The organism is Nostoc cycadae WK-1, assembly GCF_002897135.1.
Lineage (GTDB): Bacteria > Cyanobacteriota > Cyanobacteriia > Cyanobacteriales > Nostocaceae > Nostoc_B.
This window is the reverse complement of the sequence record NZ_DF978429.1, coordinates 176,858-198,155: the sequence shown is the minus strand read 5'-3', so window position 1 is coordinate 198,155 and position 21,298 is coordinate 176,858. Positions and strand designations below refer to the sequence as shown.

The 21,298-nt window shown below is 40.6% G+C and carries 17 protein-coding genes; 10 read left to right on the top strand and 7 right to left on the bottom strand.

Annotated features, from left to right (window positions below; all coding sequences use genetic code 11):
• Positions 1–78 precede the first annotated feature (78 nt).
• Positions 79–2,415, bottom strand: a complete 2,337-nt coding sequence (locus tag NCWK1_RS14925) for a glycoside hydrolase family 31 protein (RefSeq protein WP_103125251.1) — start codon at positions 2,413–2,415, stop codon at positions 79–81.
• 855 nt (positions 2,416–3,270) lie between these two features.
• Between NCWK1_RS14925 and glgP the strand changes: the two genes are divergently transcribed.
• Together glgP and NCWK1_RS14915 are read left to right on the top strand one after the other, a co-directional pair.
• The gene (glgP, locus tag NCWK1_RS14920) at positions 3,271–5,484 is read left to right on the top strand and encodes an alpha-glucan family phosphorylase (protein ID WP_096581597.1); all 2,214 of its coding nucleotides are present in this window, start codon (positions 3,271–3,273) and stop codon (positions 5,482–5,484) included.
• 113 nt (positions 5,485–5,597) lie between these two features.
• The gene (locus tag NCWK1_RS14915; protein ID WP_103125250.1) at positions 5,598–6,398 is read left to right on the top strand and encodes a Tab2/Atab2 family RNA-binding protein; all 801 of its coding nucleotides are present in this window, start codon (positions 5,598–5,600) and stop codon (positions 6,396–6,398) included.
• Positions 6,399–6,563: 165 nt separating this feature from the next.
• On the opposite strand, the gene NCWK1_RS14910 is transcribed toward NCWK1_RS14915, so the two are convergent.
• Complete coding sequence (locus NCWK1_RS14910) at positions 6,564–6,851, bottom strand: DUF2470 domain-containing protein (RefSeq protein ID WP_103125249.1); 288 nt, start codon at positions 6,849–6,851, stop codon at positions 6,564–6,566.
• A gap of 217 nt (positions 6,852–7,068) precedes the next feature.
• Between NCWK1_RS14910 and NCWK1_RS14905 the strand changes: the two genes are divergently transcribed.
• The gene (locus NCWK1_RS14905) at positions 7,069–7,827 is read left to right on the top strand and encodes a metallophosphoesterase family protein (protein WP_096581591.1); all 759 of its coding nucleotides are present in this window, start codon (positions 7,069–7,071) and stop codon (positions 7,825–7,827) included.
• A 32-nt stretch (positions 7,828–7,859) separates the two neighbouring features.
• On the opposite strand, the gene NCWK1_RS14900 is transcribed toward NCWK1_RS14905, so the two are convergent.
• Entirely contained in the window at positions 7,860–8,714 is an 855-nt protein-coding gene (locus NCWK1_RS14900) for a M48 family metallopeptidase (protein WP_103125248.1), read from the bottom strand.
• A gap of 337 nt (positions 8,715–9,051) precedes the next feature.
• Between NCWK1_RS14900 and NCWK1_RS14895 the strand changes: the two genes are divergently transcribed.
• Entirely contained in the window at positions 9,052–9,585 is a 534-nt protein-coding gene (locus tag NCWK1_RS14895; protein WP_103125247.1) for a DUF4330 domain-containing protein, read from the top strand.
• 143 nt (positions 9,586–9,728) lie between these two features.
• Here the strand turns inward: NCWK1_RS14895 and NCWK1_RS14890 are convergent, their stop codons facing one another.
• The gene (locus NCWK1_RS14890) at positions 9,729–10,631 is read right to left on the bottom strand and encodes an alpha/beta fold hydrolase (protein ID WP_103125246.1); all 903 of its coding nucleotides are present in this window, start codon (positions 10,629–10,631) and stop codon (positions 9,729–9,731) included.
• Between the two features lie 458 nt (positions 10,632–11,089).
• On the opposite strand from NCWK1_RS14890, the gene NCWK1_RS14885 reads away from it, so the two are divergent.
• Together NCWK1_RS14885 and NCWK1_RS14880 are read left to right on the top strand one after the other, a co-directional pair.
• The gene (locus tag NCWK1_RS14885) at positions 11,090–11,665 is read left to right on the top strand and encodes a hypothetical protein (RefSeq protein WP_096585435.1); all 576 of its coding nucleotides are present in this window, start codon (positions 11,090–11,092) and stop codon (positions 11,663–11,665) included.
• Between the two features lie 163 nt (positions 11,666–11,828).
• On the top strand, positions 11,829–12,620 hold the full coding sequence (locus NCWK1_RS14880; RefSeq protein ID WP_103125245.1) for a hypothetical protein: 792 nt from the start codon (positions 11,829–11,831) through the stop codon (positions 12,618–12,620).
• Positions 12,621–12,657: 37 nt separating this feature from the next.
• Here the strand turns inward: NCWK1_RS14880 and ftsE are convergent, their stop codons facing one another.
• Both ftsE and NCWK1_RS14870 read right to left on the bottom strand, forming a co-directional pair.
• Positions 12,658–13,407 (bottom strand): cell division ATP-binding protein FtsE, encoded by a 750-nt coding sequence (gene ftsE, locus NCWK1_RS14875; protein WP_103125244.1) that lies wholly within the window; start codon positions 13,405–13,407, stop codon positions 12,658–12,660.
• 262 nt (positions 13,408–13,669) lie between these two features.
• The gene (locus NCWK1_RS14870) at positions 13,670–14,422 is read right to left on the bottom strand and encodes a WecB/TagA/CpsF family glycosyltransferase (protein WP_103125243.1); all 753 of its coding nucleotides are present in this window, start codon (positions 14,420–14,422) and stop codon (positions 13,670–13,672) included.
• 651 nt (positions 14,423–15,073) lie between these two features.
• Here NCWK1_RS14870 and NCWK1_RS14865 point away from each other — a divergent pair.
• From NCWK1_RS14865 to NCWK1_RS14850, 4 genes are all read left to right on the top strand, one after another.
• Positions 15,074–15,790: a response regulator transcription factor gene (locus tag NCWK1_RS14865; protein ID WP_096581577.1), complete on the top strand. Its 717-nt coding sequence runs from the start codon at positions 15,074–15,076 to the stop codon at positions 15,788–15,790.
• Positions 15,791–15,977: 187 nt separating this feature from the next.
• Positions 15,978–17,648: a SpoIIE family protein phosphatase gene (locus NCWK1_RS14860; protein WP_103125242.1), complete on the top strand. Its 1,671-nt coding sequence runs from the start codon at positions 15,978–15,980 to the stop codon at positions 17,646–17,648.
• A 3-nt stretch (positions 17,649–17,651) separates the two neighbouring features.
• Positions 17,652–18,077, top strand: a complete 426-nt coding sequence (locus NCWK1_RS14855) for an ATP-binding protein (RefSeq protein ID WP_096581573.1) — start codon at positions 17,652–17,654, stop codon at positions 18,075–18,077.
• 665 nt (positions 18,078–18,742) lie between these two features.
• The gene (locus NCWK1_RS14850; protein WP_103125241.1) at positions 18,743–20,356 is read left to right on the top strand and encodes a glycosyltransferase family 39 protein; all 1,614 of its coding nucleotides are present in this window, start codon (positions 18,743–18,745) and stop codon (positions 20,354–20,356) included.
• Here the strand turns inward: NCWK1_RS14850 and NCWK1_RS14845 are convergent.
• Positions 20,340–20,957 carry a TetR/AcrR family transcriptional regulator gene (locus NCWK1_RS14845; RefSeq protein WP_096581569.1) on the bottom strand — a complete coding sequence of 206 codons (618 nt, stop codon included), beginning with the start codon at positions 20,955–20,957 and terminating at the stop codon, positions 20,340–20,342. The two genes, NCWK1_RS14850 and NCWK1_RS14845, sit on opposite strands and share 17 nt — an antisense overlap.
• Positions 20,958–21,298 lie beyond the last annotated feature (341 nt).

Below are 21,298 nucleotides of genomic sequence, written 5' to 3'. Positions count from 1 at the left end.
CTGCTATCTCCATCTTGATTGCTTCTTTCTTCTTCCCTCCCCACACAAATGATTTTCATAGCCAAATCTTATTGCTAATTAAAATAACAAGCTTTGTTCTTGACCATCATCGATAAATTGCTGCTGGCCTACACCTACAAGTTCTACAATTATTTGCCGCTGTGGTGGTGTCCATTTTCCCTCACGCATACTTATGTTGACTATTATTTGATTGGTCTGTGTCAGTACGTTAATTCTTCTAAGGGAAAAATTTTGATTGATGTAAGCAAATGTTTGCCCATCATCTTCATAAAAACTATATTCACTATTACCAGGCCAAACCCGCAAGCGAATTTCATCAGGTGGTAATTCATTCACATATTGCATCACTGGCTGCATAGGAATAACTGCACCGCCACGCACATAAAGGGGCATTTTTTCGAGGGGTGCATCCGCCAAAATATGAGTTGCGCCTTGATAACATTCGCCACTCCACCAGTCATACCAAGTACCTGCGGGTAAATAGACGGCTCGATGTTCCACACCAGGACGGTAAATTGGCGCAGCCATGAGTGATGAGCCTAAAAGTACTTGATCATAAAGGGTGTAAGTTTGAGGATCGTTAGGAAAGTGGTAGAGTAATGGTCTTAAAATTGGTGCGCCTGTGGTGGCTGCTTCCCAAAATAAACTGTAAATATAAGGCAAAAGTTGGTAACGCAGATTAATATATTCTCTACAGATATTTTCGGTGCGATCGCCAAATACCCAAGGTTCATGACGTGCTGTAGACATGGCAGAATGAGCGCGCATTAAGGGGTAAAGCATTCCCACCTGCATCCAACGAGCAAACAGTTCAGCCGTTGCATTTCCCGCAAATCCGCCAATATCACAACCCACAAACCCCACGCCCGAAAGTCCCATATTGCAAAGCATGGGTAGAGACATTTCCAAATGTTCCCACAAAGAATGGTTGTCTCCCATCCACACAGAAGACCAACGCTGCACCCCAGCATACCCCGAACGAGTTAATACAAACGATCGCTCTTGTTGACGATGTTCCTGCAACCCTTCCCAACAAGCCTTCGCCATCATCAACCCATACAAATTATGCACCTCTTGATGAGTAGCAAAATTCTCTTCTCCCCCCTGCGGTGCATCCAAGGGAAACCAAATCTTTTCCCCGCCATCCCCAAAGGGACGACTATCAATCGCAGGTTCATTCATATCATTCCAAATACCTGCAACACCAATATCTGTCAGACTTTTGTGCAGATTTCCCCACCAATGACGCACATCCGCCCGCATAAAGTCAGGAAAGACGGCTTTTTCTGGCCAAACATAACCGTGAAACATCGCCCCATCAGCTTTCCGCACAAAATAATCATTGGCTAATCCTCGGTCAAAAACGTGATAATTAGCTTCTGGCTCATACTTCACACCAGGGTCAATAATCGTAACTGTTTTAAAGCCATTTTTTGCTAAGTCTCCAATTAATTGTGCTGGGTGAGGAAAACGAGTAGGACTCCAAGTAAAGACGCGATAACCGCGCATATAGTCAATATCTAGGTGAATCACATCACAAGGAATGCGACGTTGACGAAATTCCTGTGCTAATTCTCGCACCACAGTTTCTGATTCATAACTCCAACGACATTGGTGATATCCTAAAGCCCACTTGGGCGGTAAAGGCATTCTCCCGGTTAACTGAGTATAGGTGCAAAGAATTTCCCTAGGTTCAGGGCCGTAAATAATGTAATAGTCCAACTCCCCACCGCGAGTTTCCATTTTCCACACACCTGGTTGGGCTGCACCGATATCAAATTGGCTCCAGAAGGTGGTATTCAAAAAAATGCCGTAGCCAACATGGGGACGCAACGCCATAAAAAATGGAATCGCTTGGTACATTTCATCGGTGAGTGCATCGTAATCTAAAGCATCAACTGTCCAGTTTGTTTTAACTTGACTGAGTTTATCCAAAAAGCCTGTGCGTTCACCAAAGCCATAAAAATGTTCATTGGGGGCAATTTTTTTCCAGTTAGCAACTGCACCTAAACGCCAACCAATACCTATATCTGCATCTTCAGCAAAAGGACGATCCGCTAAATCAAAGCAGCTAAGATGACAATTTTGCTTTTGGATACAGATGCGAATTTTTTCTGTTGTAATTTCTAAAGTTGTATTAGTTTCTTGTATCTCATAAAATACCTGTTCCCATTCACTATCATCCATAGTTATCGCCCAAGGACGACGAGGCAAAAATTCGCCTGTGGGTGCAAAACGCACCCGAATTAAATTCGCGGCAATTATGCTGATACTGAGGCGCGAATCACCAGATGCAAAATAAATACTACGCTCATTTTTGTTTACCAATTCCCCTGCGCCAACTGTTTTCCACGGTTGATTTGTAGTGGGGAGTTTTCCAAAATATTGCGGCATAATGTATAAGTTCTTTTAGCAACGGGACTGATGCAGTTTTTTAATACTAATCTGATTCTGAAAATTAAAAATGGAAACTTTAATTAACGATTTTTAGCTCAAGCAAACTCATCATTAATCATATTGATTGTTTTAGCGATCGCATCCACATTAAAGTAGATTTATTATCTCTACCATATTATAGATACACACCGAGAAACTTCAAGTTTAAGCTACTCTTAGATAGAGTTCAGTAGAATGTAAATTTACATTCTGATAAAAGCAAAGGTTTGAAGACAAGCTAAGGAAGAGAAAGAAGAGGAAATTTGTCATGACAGCTTTCTTTTTCTTTCTCCCTTTTGTATTTATATGAAGCTCGCATTTGATGTTTAATCAGTAAATTTGTCTGTGCCTTCTTTGCTGCTCACTGTTTCTTACATACACAAAATTTTCTCCTCAAAAATAAAACTTTTCAAAAATTATCAGTTTTTGCTTTCTCCTCAATCGCCCCAAACCAAAGCTGAGGTTTTTGTAATTCGTGAGTAAAGAAATCAACAAATTTTTGCATAATTGGCTTTTTGAAAAATCATAATTTTGTGACAAATAATTGTATTGAAACAAAAGTTAATAATACAAAAATTTTTGTAAACAAAAGTGATGCAAATTGATGTGCAAAAGTTGTTGAACCAGGGATAATACTAAAAAAGTCAGAGAAAGAAAAATCATTAATATTGGCAGAGTATTGATGAGATAACCTGCTTCGTCTTCAGGGGAGAATTCACAAATGAAGACTCCGGCGCAATCAACCTGAAGGTAACTATATGAAAGCAGATGATGAGTGAAATCGAAAAAGTTAAGAGAGAGCTTAAGACTTGTATGGCTAACAGCAGTGCAATGACCGCAGCGTTACGTTTAAGCGAAAAGATGCCTTTTCCCCTCAAGCGTTTAGCAGATTTAGCTTATAACTATTGGTGGAGTTGGAGTAGCGATCGCATATCCTTATTTCAAACCATTGATCCCCAAGAATGGGAACGTTGTGGCCATAACCCAGTGGCGATTTTAGAATCAGCCAGTTACGAACGTTTGACCCAATTAGCCGAAGACCCCCTTTACCTTAAGCAGATTTCTGCTTTAGTCCAAGAATTTGACCAATACATGGCGCAGAAAGACACTTGGGTCAGTCGAGTCGCACCGCAAGTTTCTGCCGAACATCCCATTGCTTATTTTTGTGCCGAATTTGGCATCCATGAATCTCTACCCGTTTACTCTGGTGGGTTGGGTATTTTAGCCGGGGATCACCTGAAATCATCCTCAGATTTGGGTGTACCCTTGATTGGTGTTGGCTTGTTATATCGCCAAGGTTACTTTCGCCAACGTTTGAACCGCAACGGTTGGCAAGAAGATTATTATCTGGATAATCCCTTTCACAAAATGCCCCTAGAGTTAATTAAAAACGCCCAAGGGGAAGCACTTACCATCCAGATAGAGATTCGCCAACGACAGGTAAAAGTTCAAATTTGGCAAGTACAAGTTGGGCGGGTAACTTTATATTTACTAGATAGCGATCGCCAAGACAACGATCCCATCGACCGCTGGCTAACAGGCCACTTGTATGGCGGTAACTTAGAAACTCGCATCGCCCAAGAAGTCGTCTTAGGAATTGGTGGCGTTAGGGCGTTAACCGCCTTGGGAATTAAACCCTCTGTGCATCACCTCAACGAAGGACACGCCGCCTTTTGTACCCTAGAAATTGCCCGCCAAGAAATTGAAAGTACAGGTAAATCCTTCTACGATATTGAAGCCAGCGTTAAGAAAAGTTGCGTATTTACCACCCATACACCTGTTCCCGCAGGTCACGATGTCTTCTCACCTGATTTAATCGACTCTTACTTTGCCCAATACTGGCCGCAACTGCGACTATCCCGCGAACAATTTTTAGCCTTGGGTGCTAGACGACTAGGCGACCCTTGGGAACCCTTTGGTATGACCGTTTTAGCATTGCGGATGTGTCGTGCTTGCAACGGCGTAAGCGAACTACACGGCAAAGTCTCCCGCAAAATGTGGACAGTCCTCTATCCACAACATACAGAAGACACAGTACCAATTGGTTACATTACCAATGGCGTTCATGCACCCACTTGGACTGCACCTTTACTAGCAGACTTATATGACCAGTATTTAGGAAAAGACTGGAAAACTCATGCCATCGATCCCCAGATGTGGGCAAAAGTTGACGACATTCCTGACGCAGAACTCTGGACAAGACATCAAATACTTAAAGAAAGACTCATTGCCTACACTCGTTATAAAGTCAAAAAATCACGAGAACAGCGTGGTGAAGATCATCAAAGCATTCAAGCCGTTGATAACTTACTTGACCCGAATATTCTCACCATTGGCTTTGCGCGACGCTTTAGCCCTTATAAACGTGGTGATTTAATTTTACGGGATGCCGAACGGGCTGTGAAAATTTTTGGCAATGCCCAGCGTCCAGTTCAGATTATCTTTGCCGGGAAGGCTCACCCAGCCGATGAAGAAGGTAAACGCATTATCCAACGCTTAATGGAGTGGTGCCATAATTCAGGCATTATCCACCGTGTTGCCTTTATTGAAGATTACGACATTTACACCGGACAAAAACTCGTTCAAGGCGTTGATGTTTGGTTAAATAACCCCCGTCGTCCCCTCGAAGCATCCGGGACAAGCGGTCAAAAAGTCTGCTTTAACGGTGGACTCAATTGCAGCGTTTTAGATGGTTGGTGGTGTGAAGGCTATTTAACTGGTGCAGATGGTAAAGGAATTAACGGTTGGGCAATTGGTGAAGATGCTCACACCAGCGACCAAGAATTGCAAGACCGCATAGATTCTCAATCACTGTATCAGCTTTTAGAGTCAGAAATCGTTCCCCTATATTACGACCAAGATGCTCAAGGTATTCCCCACCGCTGGATACAGATGATGAAAACCTCGATTAAGACCAATGCACCACTGTTCAATACAGATAGAATGATTGCTGATTATGTTTCTCAGGTGTATGTCCCAGAAATTGCTGCCCGTGTTGAACCTATTTTGGCTAAGGTATTGCTATAGAGTCTTAAAAGAATCGTAATTTTCCTGGTTCAATAGAGGGGTGGGTTAACCACCCCTTTTTTTGTCACTTCATAATACTTCATTATTATCTGTAATCTGAGCTATTAACTAATATGCGTATATGGCAAGCTGATTTTTATCGGAGTTCGCAATCAGATACATCTGGACAAGTATTGTGGGAGTTGTTGATTTGTGATGCAAATCGCAGTTTTGAGTATACAGCTATCTGTTTGCAGTCAGAGGCAAATTCAAATTGGGTAACTGCTCAAATTCAACAAGCCGCAGGTACAGAATTACCAGATTTAATCCAAGTTTTTCGTCCCCAGTCGTTAAGTTTAATCGAAACAGCCGGACGCAATTTAGGTATTGTGGTAGAACCTACCCGTCGGACTTTTGCATTAAAACAGTGGTTAGAGGAAAGACAAGCAGGTTTTAGTTTAGAAAAACCTGCACCCTTACCATTACCGGAAAATCTGTGGGGTGAACAGTGGCGGTTTGCAACTTTAGCAGCTGGGGATTTAGAAACGGAATTTAGCGATCGCCCTATTCCTATTTTATCTATGCCAGAATTTCTTACACCTATAAATCTGGGTTTAGCTTCAACAATACCCGTTCCTGGTGTAGTAATTTATGGCGGTAGGCAATCTATGCGTTTGGCACGCTGGTTAGCCACAGCCAAACCTGTAGCTTTAAATTACATAGCTGGTGCGCCCGATGGTTTAATTTTAGAAGCTGGTTTAGTTGATAGATGGGTTTTAGCCACCTTTGAAGATGCTGAAGTCGCCGCCGCCGCCAAAGTTTATGCACAGCGTCAACAACAAAGTCGAGGATTACACTTTTTGTTAATTCAACCTGATGATTCTGGGATGACTTACAGCGGTTTTTGGTTATTACAAAGCGAATTGATTGAATAAATAATTTTTGCCATAACCAAAGTAATTAAAACAACTGCACAAAACTTTTAACTCTGTCATATCCGACAAATTAGTTATGATTTGGCATATCTGTGCAGAAAGACAAAACTTTTCCTCCCCCTGCACCCTGCGGTCTTGATGATAAGTCTTTTACCGGACACGATATCACCTGTCACCTGTCACCCGCGCCTGTCTTACCATCGCAATCAAGGTTTGATGGGCATCTTCTGCATCAGCTAAAACATGGTCAAATTGGATACGCACTGGTGTCGTTTCTCCATTTACTTGTGCGCTTAAATCCATACCTTGGGCATCAATTGATAGCATTTGGGCGGCTGTCGCCTCTGTTACACTAGCAAAAGATTTTGCATATAGTAGTACCGCTTCAGCATGATCTTCGTTCATGTGAGTGCAGATGCGTGAGCTAATTTCGGGAGAAAATTGTTCAGACATTGGGCAAACTAAATAAACACAACAGCCTAAATTTTAAGCTAATGTAAAGCCAATTTTTAGTGTTAACGTGTGTTTGCAGATTTAGCGTGTTTGGTAAAGATTAAGACTTCAAATAAAATTTAAATTTACTCAAGTAATATTTATCTTTATTTACGGAATAACCAGCGCTTATACTGTAGCAAAAATATTAAACTGATTTTATTCCAGTTAAAAGCAGATGAGCGAAACTAGGCAACGGCGAATAGTTATTGGGGATGTGCATGGCCATTATGAAGGCTTGATGACTCTGTTAGAGGCGATCGCACCAACATCAAATGATCAAGTTTATTTTCTCGGCGACTTAATTGATCGCGGCCCCCACAGCTACCATGTAGTTAACTTTGTCAAACAGAATAATTATCCCTGTCTGCTAGGCAACCACGAGCAGATGTTATTGAATATTCTCACCCAAAAAAATGTTCCCCCACCAGCCATGCAAGCCTGGCTATACAGCGGCGGACAAGCAACCCTCAGCAGTTACCAAACATCTACCGTTCCCCAAGACCATTTAGATTGGTTTCAAGCGTTGCCCACTTATCTAGATTTGGGTGACATTTGGTTAACTCACGCCGGATTAAACCCTAATATGCCTCTAGCCGAACAAACGGCCGATCAGTTTTGCTGGATTAGAGACGAATTTCACGGGATAGAAAAGCCGTATTTTCCTGATAAGCTCATTATTGTTGGGCATACTATCACTTTTACTTTACCAAACGTTACTCCCGGTAAACTAGCAGAAGGTAGAGGCTGGCTAGATATAGATACGGGAGCCTATCATCCCCGCAGTGGTTGGTTAACTGGATTAGATATTACCAATCAGCTAATTTATCAAGTGAATGTTTTTCAAGATAGTGTGCGTACCTTAGCTTTAGAAGATGGGGTAGTTACGGTTGAGCCTTCCCAAATCAAAGCTCGCCGCCATCCGCAGCGAGCATAGTGTTTGGTTGTTGATTGCACAATAAAATAAAACTAAACTAACGGTCGGATATTAGCTCGATAAGCAGCATTATCTAAGCCATCACGCCTACTACTAGGTTGAGCGTTAATTGCACGTTTGAGATTAGTAATGCGATCGCTTGTAGCCGGGTGTGTACTCAAGAACGTTGGGCCAGAACCACTTTTCAACAGCTTTTGCATAAAGGAAACCATACCTGATTGGGCATAGCCTGCTCTTGTTAAAGTTCTTAAACCTCTTTTATCTGCATCAAACTCATCTTGACGACTACGAGGACGGTTGAGGGCTAAGTCTACACCAATAGCTACCGCTTGATTCCGGTCTAAACCTGCGGCTGTAGCCACCCCACTAGCCAGCGCTCTTTGTCGCATTTGTTTAACTAAGTGCTTACCACCAATGTGACCAATTTCATGAGCCATCACACTGGCTAGTTCTGATTCATTGTCGGCAGTTTTGAGTAAACCAGTGTTGATATAAACAAAACCCCCAGTAGTGGCAAAAGCATTCACAGAATTATCTTCTACTACCTGAAAAGTATAGGGAAGATTGGGGCGATCGCTATTGGCTGCTAATTTTTGACCAATTTCCTGCACATAACGATTCACTGCTTCATTTCGGTACAGACGAATTTCCCCATTTTTGAGTTCATCATTCATCTGTTTACCCAGTTCCACTTCTTGGCGATCGGATATATTAGATAGCTGAAGTATTTGCGCTCCTTGGAACAACAGCGGTAATAAATCTATAGCTCGTCCAGGCGAGGGAGTACTCAGACACAAACTCAGGGCGACTACCACCGAAATTATTGGGTATAACCAACTACGTCGCCACTGACGATAATTTGCTGCAAAACCTTTCCAAGTCATCATAAGCATTTCTGATAATAGTTTCGGGACAAGGGAAAATAATTAAGACAAAATATGAGACGAAATTACAGCTTTTGAAGTTGCATTTTCATCTTATGACTACGGAGGCGATCGCCCATATTATCCCTAGAGGTATTTAGATTAGGTGATAGGTGACAGGTAAAAGTGTAGGTATATGGGATTGCCGACTGTACGCCGATTTTTTCAACTCGTGATACACTGTCGCAAGACTATACGCCCAGGCATTTTTCAGTCTGGCTTCAGTGGGAAAATCTGCCGTGTCCCTGATCAACTTTGTTGCTAAAATCAAATACTTTGTTTGTATATAGGAAAAGTTTTTATGGCTATTTTTGATTCCAAAGGTCGCTTGTTCGGGAAAATCAATATTCTTGATTTAGGCGCTGCACTCGTCATTCTGCTAGTCATAGTGGGAATTTTCATTTTTCCTGGAACCTCTGGTTCTGTCGCCCAAGTTGGGTCAAAAACTGTCCCCATTGAGGTAGATTTAGCCGTGCGGGGTTTGAATGTGCGTGACCCTGAACGCTTATTTGACAATGGATTTAAAAAAGGCGGTAAAACTAACGTCATTATCCGCAATCAGCCTTACGGTCAAATTGGGATTAAATCTGTGCAACTGCTACCAAGAACAGTGACTGCAACTCAACCAGATGGTTCTGTGAAAGAATTACCAGATCCTAGAAGTAACAATTTCAGTACAGATATGCTGTTAACTTTGGAAGGTAAAGCTCAAGTCACGGAAAGTGGCCCAGTTTTAGGTAACAGTAAAGTCAAAATTGGTATGCCTTTTGAGTTAGAAGGCTATAACTACAACTTCAACGCCACTGTGATTGATGTGCGCGTGCAAGAAAAATAGACAACTGAAGTATGAAGTGTGTAGACGCGTAGCGGCTTGCCGCAGGCTAGTATGAAGTGTGAATTATCCATTAATGGACAGAGCCTTTAAGCCTACATACTTTACACTTCATATTGTTCAGTCAATTGACCATTGACTGTTGACTATTGACCATTGACTAAAGGCAAAAACTGGCGAATTAATCCAATAGTGACTGCTGGTAGTTCCAACTGGGGTGTTAATCCTACATCGTCTAATTCTTGAAATATGCGAATTGCTTGGGGGTTCATCTGTGCCAAACGACGACCGATGTCGGGGCCAGTAAATTGGGATTTCTGCCCCCAAATAATCGCAGTGGGAGTGGTCAGCTGTTGAATATGCAGCGACAAATCAAAGCATAAGTCACCCCGCACAAAAGATAGTGCTGCATATTCAGCATTAGGCTGCTGGGCAGACTGGAGATAAGCTTCAGAAATTTCTTGATAGACTCGACTAGCTTGAGCAAATTGTCTTTGCTCTAAAAAACTGCGAATCCCTGCTTCTGTAGCAATACCAGTACTGTAGAGTACACGGTCAATAATTGGCACACTGACCAACTGAGCAAAAAAACTGCGGGAGTAGTCTGTGCCAAAATCAGATAGTCCAGCGGGTGTGGTGAGAATTAAAGATTTGAATAATTCAGGATGAGCGATCGCTAGGCGAATTGTCAACGCCGCGGTTAAGGAAGAAGCGATTACTGTCACTGGTGCTGTACAAGTTTGCTGCAAAAATTCCCGAATCGTTGTTAAATAATCTTCAATTTGGTAATTCCGCACTGGATGTTCTGATTTACCCCACCCGATTAAATCTGGGGCGAGAATGCGATATTCACTAGCAAAAGCTGGATAAACCTTCGACCATTCATAAGCAGAAGACCCACCGCCAAAACCATGTAGAAATACTAAAGTTTCTGCTTCTGATTTGGCGATCGCTTTATTTTGCCAAAGTGAGCCAGTGGCAGTGTAATATACCATTCTTCCTAGCGATGTGATGATTGAGCTTTGCTCAAATCCCTGTGGCTGAAACATATATATTTGTCGTTAATTTATGAATAAATCACGTTATTGAGTGGAACTAACACTCGCTTTACCCCTAACACCCCGTACTTTAATGAGATTTCCTAGAAATTCTCTATTGCTATTATTAGCAAACCCTCATTTTTCCACCTCTAGCCTCCGCCAGATTAAGCAGATGTAAAATCACTGGCTTACGTGTAAAGATTCAGTGATTTTTTTGTCTCTCATTTGCCGTGTATTTGCCTGGAAACACTTTAGCTAAAGGCTTTAACTAAGTAGCTTGTATTACTTTAGTCATATAAGGGTCATCAGTTTTTTATGGTAATCTATCAGAAAACTCACGTAAAGTTTTGAGCGTCCAGAATAGTTGAAATACCTAAGATTAACAACGATTCTGCGTTCAGCAAAAGCAGCTTTAGATATAATTACTTATCTAAATCGTTCTCTAGGTAATGGTAAGGCGGGGTGTTGTGGTAAAGCAGGCTACTCTTCAATCGGATAAAGCACCAACGTTGGCAGATTTTAAAGATGTACTGGAAAACTGCGATGTGCATATAGCTTCAGCTTGGCGGGGACAGTTAGCAGAAACTCTAGAAACAGCCAAAGTCGGTATCCCTATTTGTGTGTGTTTAAACTTAGAAGATTTAAAATGTTTTGAATCTGTAGAGACTCAGTATGAGCGTTGGGGTGTAACTTTCCGCAATTCGATTGCCATACAACCTTCAAACCCGGCATTTCCCACTCATTCTGGTCAGATAGTATTGATGGGTTCACCAAAAGGCGGATTTCTCGAAGCGAGTTTTGTCAATCCAGTCAACTACGTTAGTGCCTATGTTACTAGTTCGCAACGGCTAGTAATGTCTGCCTATGATGGAGATCGGCAACTTCTCAACCAAACGGTGCTTCCGGGTGCTAATCTCGCTAATTCTGACTCAGCAGTACCCCCGAACACCTTATTGTCTGTCACAGCCAACAACATTCATTTTGTGACTTTCTGTGCGTTTGACGGTCAATTCACCATCGACGATTTTCGTTTTTGTCTTTAGTCGGTTTCCTGTTTCCTACTTGATGTATAAGGTACAGGTAAGCCACTTAACTCAAAACTTGTCATATAGACTTATCAATAATCAGTAATTTTGACTTCATCATGTGCCTAATCCCTGGTAAAAGATATATTAGAAAATCTCGTAAACAAATTAGGTAAATACTGTGGCAAAGGCTTCGTTTTCTTTGCAGCAACTAATTAGCCAGATACCCAACTGGTCACTTCCAGCATTTTTGCTAGGAAGTCCAAAGCAGCAAAATTTCAAGCCTTTTTCCAGTTCAGGAGGCATTCTTGGCTCACTGACAATAGTCATTGCCATGCTTTTATGGAACTGGAAACTGCTATTAGCTCTTGTTGTTGGCGTTGGGGTGATGCTAATTACCTACTCAACCCAACAATGGAACTGGCAACTACGTTGGGTAGAAATTCAGAAATTTCTCCAAGGGCCAAATCGTCGGTTAGTCTTAGCTGTCGGTAGTGGTGGTCTGGCTACTATTAGCACTTATATGGCAGCTGCTATTTGGGTTGACTATCACAGCCGGTGGATGGCGACTGGTGCGATTTTGCAAGGCTTGGGAACTTTATTCACGTTAGTTTTACTGCTTTGGCAAATTCTCAGCCGTTATTCCAATCAAGAACCAGACATCTTTGAGCAGTTGCTACTCAACTTAACCGAACAAGACCCATTAAAACGATTAATAGCTGTACGCCGCATTACTAAATTTGTCTCTCGTCAACCAGTTAATGCTGCGCTACAGCAAGAAGTTGTCCAATGTTTGCAACTTCTTTTAACTAAAGAGGAAGAAACGATCATTCGAGAGGTGGCTTTTGAGAGTTTACAAACCTTAGATAAGCTACAGAATCTACCATCCAGCACAGCTACGCCTTTACAACCAGTCAAGTTAAAAGTCCAAACCCAAAAGTCTCACAGCAAAGTGCTGAGTGCTGAGTTTTGAGTCAAAGCTTGATTGACCTTTGACCATTGACTCTTGACTATTTCCGATACAGTCTGCCATTACGAACTTGCACCACAGGATGATTGCACCGACGCACTAGTTGTTCATCGTGGGTGGTCACAATAACTGTAGCCCCAAAAGAATTTAACTTTTGCAGAATTTGGATCACTTGCCAAGAATTGTCTGGGTCGAGGTTTCCTGTGGGTTCATCAGCTAGAAGTAATGGTGGTGTCCCTACTATCGCCCTTGCAACACTCACCCGTTGTTGCTCTCCCCCCGAAAGCTGATCGGGAAAACAGTCAGCTTTAGAAAGTAAACCCACCAGCTTTAAAGTCGGTTCTAAACGTCGCTGAATTTCTTTGCGAGTGTAACCTTGTGCTTGCAGTACAAATGTCACATTTTCTGCTACAGTTCTTTGGGGAATGAGTTTGTAATCTTGAAAGACAATGCCAATCCGTCGCCGTAACAGTGATAAGCGATCGCCCCGCAAATCTGTTACATTGCAGTCATTAACAATCACTTCTCCCTGAGTCGGTAACTCTTCACCATATAAGAGTTTCAAAAGTGTTGATTTACCAGAACCGCTTGGCCCTGTAACAAACAAGAATTCTTTTGCTTTAACCTCTAAACTCACATCTAACAATCCATTACAGCCATTGTTATATGTTTTTGTCACAGAACGTAACTGCACAATGGGAGTATGACTACCGCTTTCCTGTGGAAGCTTATTATCCTTTGCGGGAATATTTTGATCAGTTTTAACTGGAGTTTTTACAACTGTTCTCATTGGAAAATGTATACACCTGATTAGAACTAAACACTCAAAAAATTTCAATTTAAGATTGTCTTAAAAATAATGATTCCCAGGACAGGCCTAGGAATCTCAAGTTCAAGCGCAAAAATTAAATTTTTTGGAAGTTTTCAGTACTAACCGCAAGCCTAATTTGGGATTTGGTAGAAATCAATCAAAAAGTGAAAAGGTAAAAAACTAGATTTCTTTTGACTTTTACCTTCTGATTTTTGCCTTTTGCCTTCCTACTCCCTATTTTCTAGACTGCACTTTTGGCGGTCAAGCGGTAAACAAATGCTTTGAGTGCAAACTCTGGCAAAGCTAACATCCGTCGCCAACGCCAAGGTTCTTGATATAACCGATACAGCCATTCCAGATTATTATTACCCAACCAAGCGGGAGCGCGGGTTTTGCTTCCTGACCAAATATCCAAGCTACCACCAACACCAATCCAAATTGCTTGGGGGCATAAATGGCGATTTTTGGCAATCCATAATTCTTGACGTGGTACTCCCAAACCAACCAAAATTACTTGAGGCTGTAGTTGGGTGAGAGTTTGGTGTAGTTGAGCTTCTTCGTCTGGAGAATGATATCCAGAATGAGTACCAACTATATTTAAATCTGGGGCTTGTTGCTGCCAAAAATCTGCGGCTTTGGCTGCGACTCCTGGTGCGCCGCCGTAAAAAAATACTTTTGCACCTTTTTGCTTTTGTCCAATTTCTCGCAGTAATGTCTCTGCTAGTTCAATTCCTGGACAACGCTGAACTTTTTGCCAGAAAAGCCACTGCAAATACAAAACAACACCAGCACCATCGGGAATCACTAACTCAGCATCGTGAATTACCTGGGCTAGTGCGCTGTTTCGTTCTGCTTGCATCGTCATTTCTGCATTCAGCGTCACTACATGAGTACCTCTGCTGTGTTGCAGGCATTCTAGCAACCAGCCTGGATAGTTACTCATGACATGAACTGGTATTCCTAATACCGAAAAAACTTTAGGCGGTTTAGACATAGCCTATTGATTAGCCTCGCATCACACCAGATTGTCTCGAACGATAGTTTATCAAATATTTTAATCAGTCGCCTAGGCAATTTTGGGCAAATATTAGTGAGAAAGTTACATCGATAAAAGTCCTTCAGTCCTTTCTCTCAGAGAAGAGTACACCAGAAAGTTGTGATGTATACCAGGATTTTTGGCGATAAAAATTTCTAATGTTTAGACCTTCTGGTATTCTATTGATTTGCAATGTTTCATAGCGAACCTTCATCGGCATGTAATTTTTACTAGCGATCGCATTTTAGCTATCACAATCAGTAGTTGAAAAATGTGAATCTGTCGTAAATCAACCAGTATACTCATAAAAAAGGAGGTTGGCTTTTACATAACCTAAGTAAGTTTGCTTACCAGTCAAAATATCCAACAAAATCTAACTAATTGGCAACAGTACTTGTATCTCAGGTATAACCTGACATTTCATATTCAAGGGAAAGGTTCAAGTGGGAATTAATTACCCAATCAGTCAGCAAAACTACTAAATACTAGGCTTATCTAGGCAAAACTTCTATATTTACTTTTTACGAATGTTGTTCAACGACAATCTACTAAGATTTTTGCATTAACTCGGTTTGACAGTTCAGTTAGTTTAACGGGCGGAAGTTGACAATGAGTAAAATTCGGATTGTTTTGATTGAAGATCATGACCTCACCCGTGTTGGTATTCGCACAGCACTACAGCAAAAAGACGAGATTGAAGTGCTTGGCGAAGCTGGCAATGCTGCGGAAGGCTTAAAATTGTTAAAAATCTTACAACCAGATATTGCGATCGTTGATATTGGTTTACCCGATAAAGATGGTATCGCCCTTACCAGAGAAATTAAAGCTATTGCCCCAGGAGAAGATGCTACAAAGGTGTTAATTTTAACACTTCGAGATAACAAAGAAGCCGTACTTGCAGCTTTTGCAGCTGGAGCAGACTCTTATTGTATGAAAGATATTAAATTTGATAATTTGCTAGAAGCAGTACGAGTTACGTACAATGGCAACGCTTGGATTGATCCAGCGATCGCCAGAATTGTGTTACAACAGGCACAACAAAATTCTCCTAAACAGGAAACAGTTCCAACAGACAACAAAAATATCCCCCAAAATCAAGGTCTTGGGGAAAGTGAGGAAATAATTGACCCTTATACCCTGACAGAACGCGAGTTAGAAGTGTTACAGTTAATTGTCGAAGGTTGTAGCAATGCAGTTATAGCTGAACGACTTTATATTACAGTTGGGACTGTAAAAACACATGTCCGTAATATTTTAAATAAGCTATGCGCTGATGACCGTACTCAAGCAGCAGTCAGAGCTTTGCGTTCTGGGTTGGTTGGATAAGGTGATTTCAGGATGTAGAAACCCTGAAATATATTGAGGAAGAAGCTAACTTTGAGTGAATTTATCAGTTCAAAGCAGGTGATTTCTCTGGATTAGGGCTAGTTTTTTAATTTTTTTGTAGGTTGTCATCGGGTGGGATAAAAATTGTACTATCTCGCCACACAAGTATCGGAAATTAAAGTCAAATATGACTGAGACAGAGGTAGAAAAACTCAAGCTCATGATTGTTGATGATGAGCTAGATAATTTGGATTTACTCTACCGCACTTTTAGGCGAGATTTTCAAGTATTTAAAGCCAATCATGCCCTAAGTGCGCTGGACATATTGGAGAAAGAAGGTGAGATGGCCGTGATCATCTCAGATCAAAGAATGCCAGAAATGAATGGCACCGAATTTCTCAGTCGCACGGTAGAACGGTTTCCCGATACGATTAGGATTCTTCTGACTGGTTTTACTGATGTTGAAGATTTGGTGGATGCAATTAACTCCGGTCAAGTTTTCAAATACATCACAAAACCTTGGAATCCTGAACGGCTAAAGTTACTAGTTGAACAAGCTACTGAGACATATCGCTTAGTCAAGCAACGCACTCAAGAGTTGCGTCGTTCTCTGCGACGAGAATCTTTATTTAATGAGGTGACGACAGCAATTCGAGAGTCTCTCGACTATGGCAATATGTTGCAAAAAATTGTCGCCACTATTGGACAAACATTTGATGCTACTTGTTGCTTGCTGATACCTGTAGAAGGCGATCGCTTGACTGGGGATAAATTCTCTTATCAAGATGCCAACTCTTCTATATTAAATTTTGCTTTTGACCACAGTCTATTTGAAAAAGTTGTCGAAACTCGTCACTATCAACTGAATCAAGAAACCTTTGACGGCCACCCTTGTAACTATCTGGTAGTACCTCTTACCTATCAGCAGCAATTATTAGCGGTACTGGCTCTTTATCAGGTAGGACGAGATGAACTTTGGCCAGATGAAGACATTAAATTAATTACAGGTGTAGCTGATCAAGCAGCATTAGCCCTTTTCCAAGCAAAACTCTACCAACGCCTGCAAGAAAAACAAGAGCAAATTAGAGCCGAGTTGGAAGTAGCACGCCAAATTCAAAATAATCTGCTGCGGCAAAGTTTACCTGATATTAAAGAGGCGAAGCTACAAGCCTGCTGCTATCCGGCGCGAGAAGTGGGAGGCGATTTTTTTGAAGTATTTGTCCACCCCAAAGGAGATTTATGGTTGGCTGTGGGCGATGTTTCTGGAAAAGGTGTACCTGCGGCTTTATTCATGGCTAGTGCCATTTCTGTATTGCGCCGCGAATTATCTCAAGAAACACCAGCCGAACCCCATGTGATTGTCCAGAATCTTAATCATGCCCTGTGTAATGACTTAATTAGCAATAATTGCTTTATTACTCTTGTGTTAGCTTGTTATACCCCTACTACAGGAGAACTAGTCTACGCCAATGCCGGGCATATTTATCCTCTGCTATGGTCACACCAAGCTACCTCAACACAAGAACCCAACTATCTGAAAGTCCGTGGCATTCCTCTAGGTATTTTACCTATCTGGCAGGCACAGTCAGGACGATTACATCTCTCTTCTGGAGATACTTTATTGTTAGCTAGTGATGGGATTACTGAAGCAACAGTATCAAATGAGTTACTAAAATGCGAAAAAATAGATGGTAATTTTTCGGCAGGTACTCACTCTATGCTGAATCAAGAAGGCCTGTGGCAACTTCTCCAAACAGAGCCACAACCACTTTCTCTCAACCATTTACTAGCTCGCATCCAAGCAAATAATCAAGTTCAAGAAGACGATCAAACTATACTTTCACTAGAGGTTTTATAAGTAATGAAAAGTGAGCTTCATATACCAAGTGATTTGAATTATTTAAATATCGTCGAAGCCTGGTTGCTGGGATGCTTGAAAGTCAAGCTAGGAGAATCTGTTGATTGGTCTCGGCAATCCAGTCGTTTACGACTGGCTTTGGTAGAAGCCTACTCTAATGTGGTACGTCATGCCCACAAAGAGCAGCCAAATTTACCAGTATTACTGCGTTTGGAACTCAAAGACCGAGACATTTCCCTAGAAATCTGGGACTATGGTGAAGGCTATGATATGTCTACTTACTTAGCACCCAATCCTGTAGACAAGCAAGAAGGGGGTTATGGATGGCTAATTATGAATCGTCTAATGGATAAGGTAGAGTACCAATTACAAGTTAACGGCGCTAATTGTTTAAAATTAGAAGCTACAATTCCAGAATTGGTGAAATAGCCCGAATTAATTATAGGAATCCAGTTTGATGACTGGAACTCCGTGTGGAAAGAGTAGATAAAAAGCAACGGGGAACAGCAAAAAAGTTAAATGTCTGTTCATCAAAAAAAATGACGAATCATTGGGACTTTAGATTGCTGACGGCTAATCAAGGCAATTGGTGATATGACAAAAAGTTAAGTAAAATACTAACTTTTACTAAAATTATTTGATTTATAGGGGCTAGTTATCAAATCCTGTAAAGGAATAGTTACCAACAGTTATTTTGGTAACTATTAGCCTTGATTGCCCTTAAATTACAACCAAAGTCGTGATTCCGCCTATGGAAGCTTTATTTTGTTTGTCTCCCCGTTACAGTCTTGATGATGAGTTGCCTTAGCCATAGCACTCATATTTGATTTGGAGAAAAAACTCAGTACACTTTTATTCCTGCTTACCTGTTCCCCGTTCCCTGTTCCCTTCCTACCCAGATCATTTCAGGAATCAAAGCGGATTTCTATAGAAGGGATTGATCATTACGGTATAAACCGAAATCAATAATGCGCCTGTTTAGTATTTGTTTGATCAAGAAACTTTAGATAGCTTACTTATGACAGTACACCCTGATTGGGTATGATGCAAGATATGGGATAACTAAAATTTATGTTTTGCCTACTGATTTTATAATGAAAACTCTAGCTATTCCACATCATAAAAGAGACTTTTTCTGGCTGAAAATTTTGGTTATTTCTATCGTACTTTTAGGAATTTGCTTTCGGTTTGCTAATATTGGTCACAAAGTTTATTGGACAGACGAAGTCTATACATCATTATGGCTTTCTGGTCATTCTAGTTTAGAGATTATCGAAAAATTTTATCATGGTGAAATCGTTAATCTTGGCATATTAAAAGAATATCAACAGATAAATATTGCCCAAGGTATTAGTAGTGCAATTACTCGTCTGGCTTTAGAAGACTCTCAGCATCCACCACTATATTACTGTCTTGCTTGGTTTTGGTCAGCTTGGTTTGGTAATTCTGTAGCTACAATTAGAAGCCTATCTGCCATTATTAGTGTGTTTTCTTTAGCTGGTATATATTATTTATGTCAAGAATTATTTGAATTATCTTTAACAAAGTGGGTTGCTATTTCACTGATAGCTATCTCGCCGTTTCATCTATTATATGCCCAGGAAGCTAGAGAATATAGTCTGTGGACATTGACGATTATAATTTCTAATTATTCATTACTATTAGCTTTAAGAAAAAAATCATTTTTCAGTTGGTTAATTTATGCAATCACACTCACTATAAGTTTTTACACATTTTTGTTCTCAATCTTTGTCGCCCTTGGTCATGGAATTTATATATTAGGAATCAAGAGTTACAAAACAACTAAGATATTAATTGCGTATTTATTATCTCTAGTAGCAGCAATTATAACTTTTGCTCCTTGGCTAATAGTTATTTACCAAGGTAAAACATCTGGCAGAATTCAGCGATTAGATTGGTTGATAGAAAAGACTAGTTTACCAGCTTTAATTGGGAAGTGGCTGCTGAATATTACACGAATTTTTTTAGATTTGATAATTATTAACGAAAATACATCAATTAAAGCAATAGTTTGGTTGATACCATTCACTTTGGGATTTCTCATTTTGATTGGCTATGGATTGTACTATGTTTGTCGTTCAACTCCTAAAACTACATGGCTATTTATACTCACATTGATTTTTACAACAGCGATAGCATTAATAATTCCTGATATTATCTTTGGCAGTAGAAGTTCGGGAGTTATTCGATATCTGATACCTTCATTTTTAGGAATTCAACTGGTAATAGCTTATTTATTAGCTAGTAAATTAGTCTTGATTCAGAGTCTAAAATGGCAAACAATCTGGAGATTAATTACTATTTTTATAATTTCTTGTGGTGTTGTATCTTGTGTAATTATCTCTCCGGCTGGGATTTGGTGGAATAAAGGTGCGGCAAATAATTTAAGGTTGGATCAAGTCGCTGTTGTCATCAATCAAACTTCTGATTCTGTAGTAGTAAGTGATGCTAAATTTCCTTATATTTTAGGATTAACTCATATACTTAAGTCTGATGTGAATTTTCAATTAGCTACTCAGCCTCAAGATTTGCTGATTCCAAAAACAAAAGAGAATTTATTTTTATTTTATCCATCAAGAAAGTTATACAAATATCTAAAGATTAACTATAATTTATCACCTGTTTACATAGGGAAAAATCCAGTTCTAGGTTTATGGAAATTAGACGCTGTTAATCAGCACAATTGACAATCAGGTGTGTTAAAGCATCGATTATGCGATCGCTCTCCATTGGCATAATATTCTTACCGTGCATAATTTCTTGTGTCATCACAAAATGCACTAATGAACCAATAAGTATCCTGGCTGTGGCTTCCGGGTCAGGGATGTTCAATTCGGAACAAGAGGCTAAATATTTACTGATAGTCTCAATTGCAGGTTTGGCAATACTAGCAATAAATACCTGCGCCAATTCAGGAAAACGGGCTGACTCTCCCATCAACAGCCTTTCAAATGCTTGATATTCTTGGTCATTCACCATCTGGTCTAATGCTGTTTTGGCTAACCGCCGCAGCACAATGTAAGGTTCTCCCTGAAGGGGTTGTGTCCCTAAAATCGAATGAAACCGCTTTATGGCCAGCTTTTCGATTAATGCCCGAAATAACCCTTCTTTATCTTGAAAATGACTATATACCGTGGCTTTAGAAACACTGGCGGCTTCTGCGACTTTATCCATACTCGTAGCCGCGTAGCCGTGGGCGAGAAACTCTTGCATTGCTCCTTGGAGAATCTTTTCTACTTTTTCGGTTGAATTTGAACGGTCAATTTCCCCCACTTTTGGGCGTGCCATTTTTTAATATTCCTTATTTTGCAATCTACCTTAAAAATTTCTGTAGCTGTAACACTTGAGTCGGAAGCCTTTTTGGCAATGCTCTTAAATAGTAAATACTTTTCGGCGATCGCTTGACTAAACTACTCGGTTTAGTATAATCCTAATTATATAACTATACGGTTTAGTTTTGTATTTCCCGCTTCATTGCTCTCTTATAACCGTTGAGCATCTACATCAGAACTAGTACAACAAGGCAAAAGTAAAAAGTGAGCCATTGCGGTGGACGGGTTTCCCGGCATAAAGCAAATGGCGACCCGAAGGGCAAAAGGAAAAAGAAAGAATAGTGATATCACAAGCCT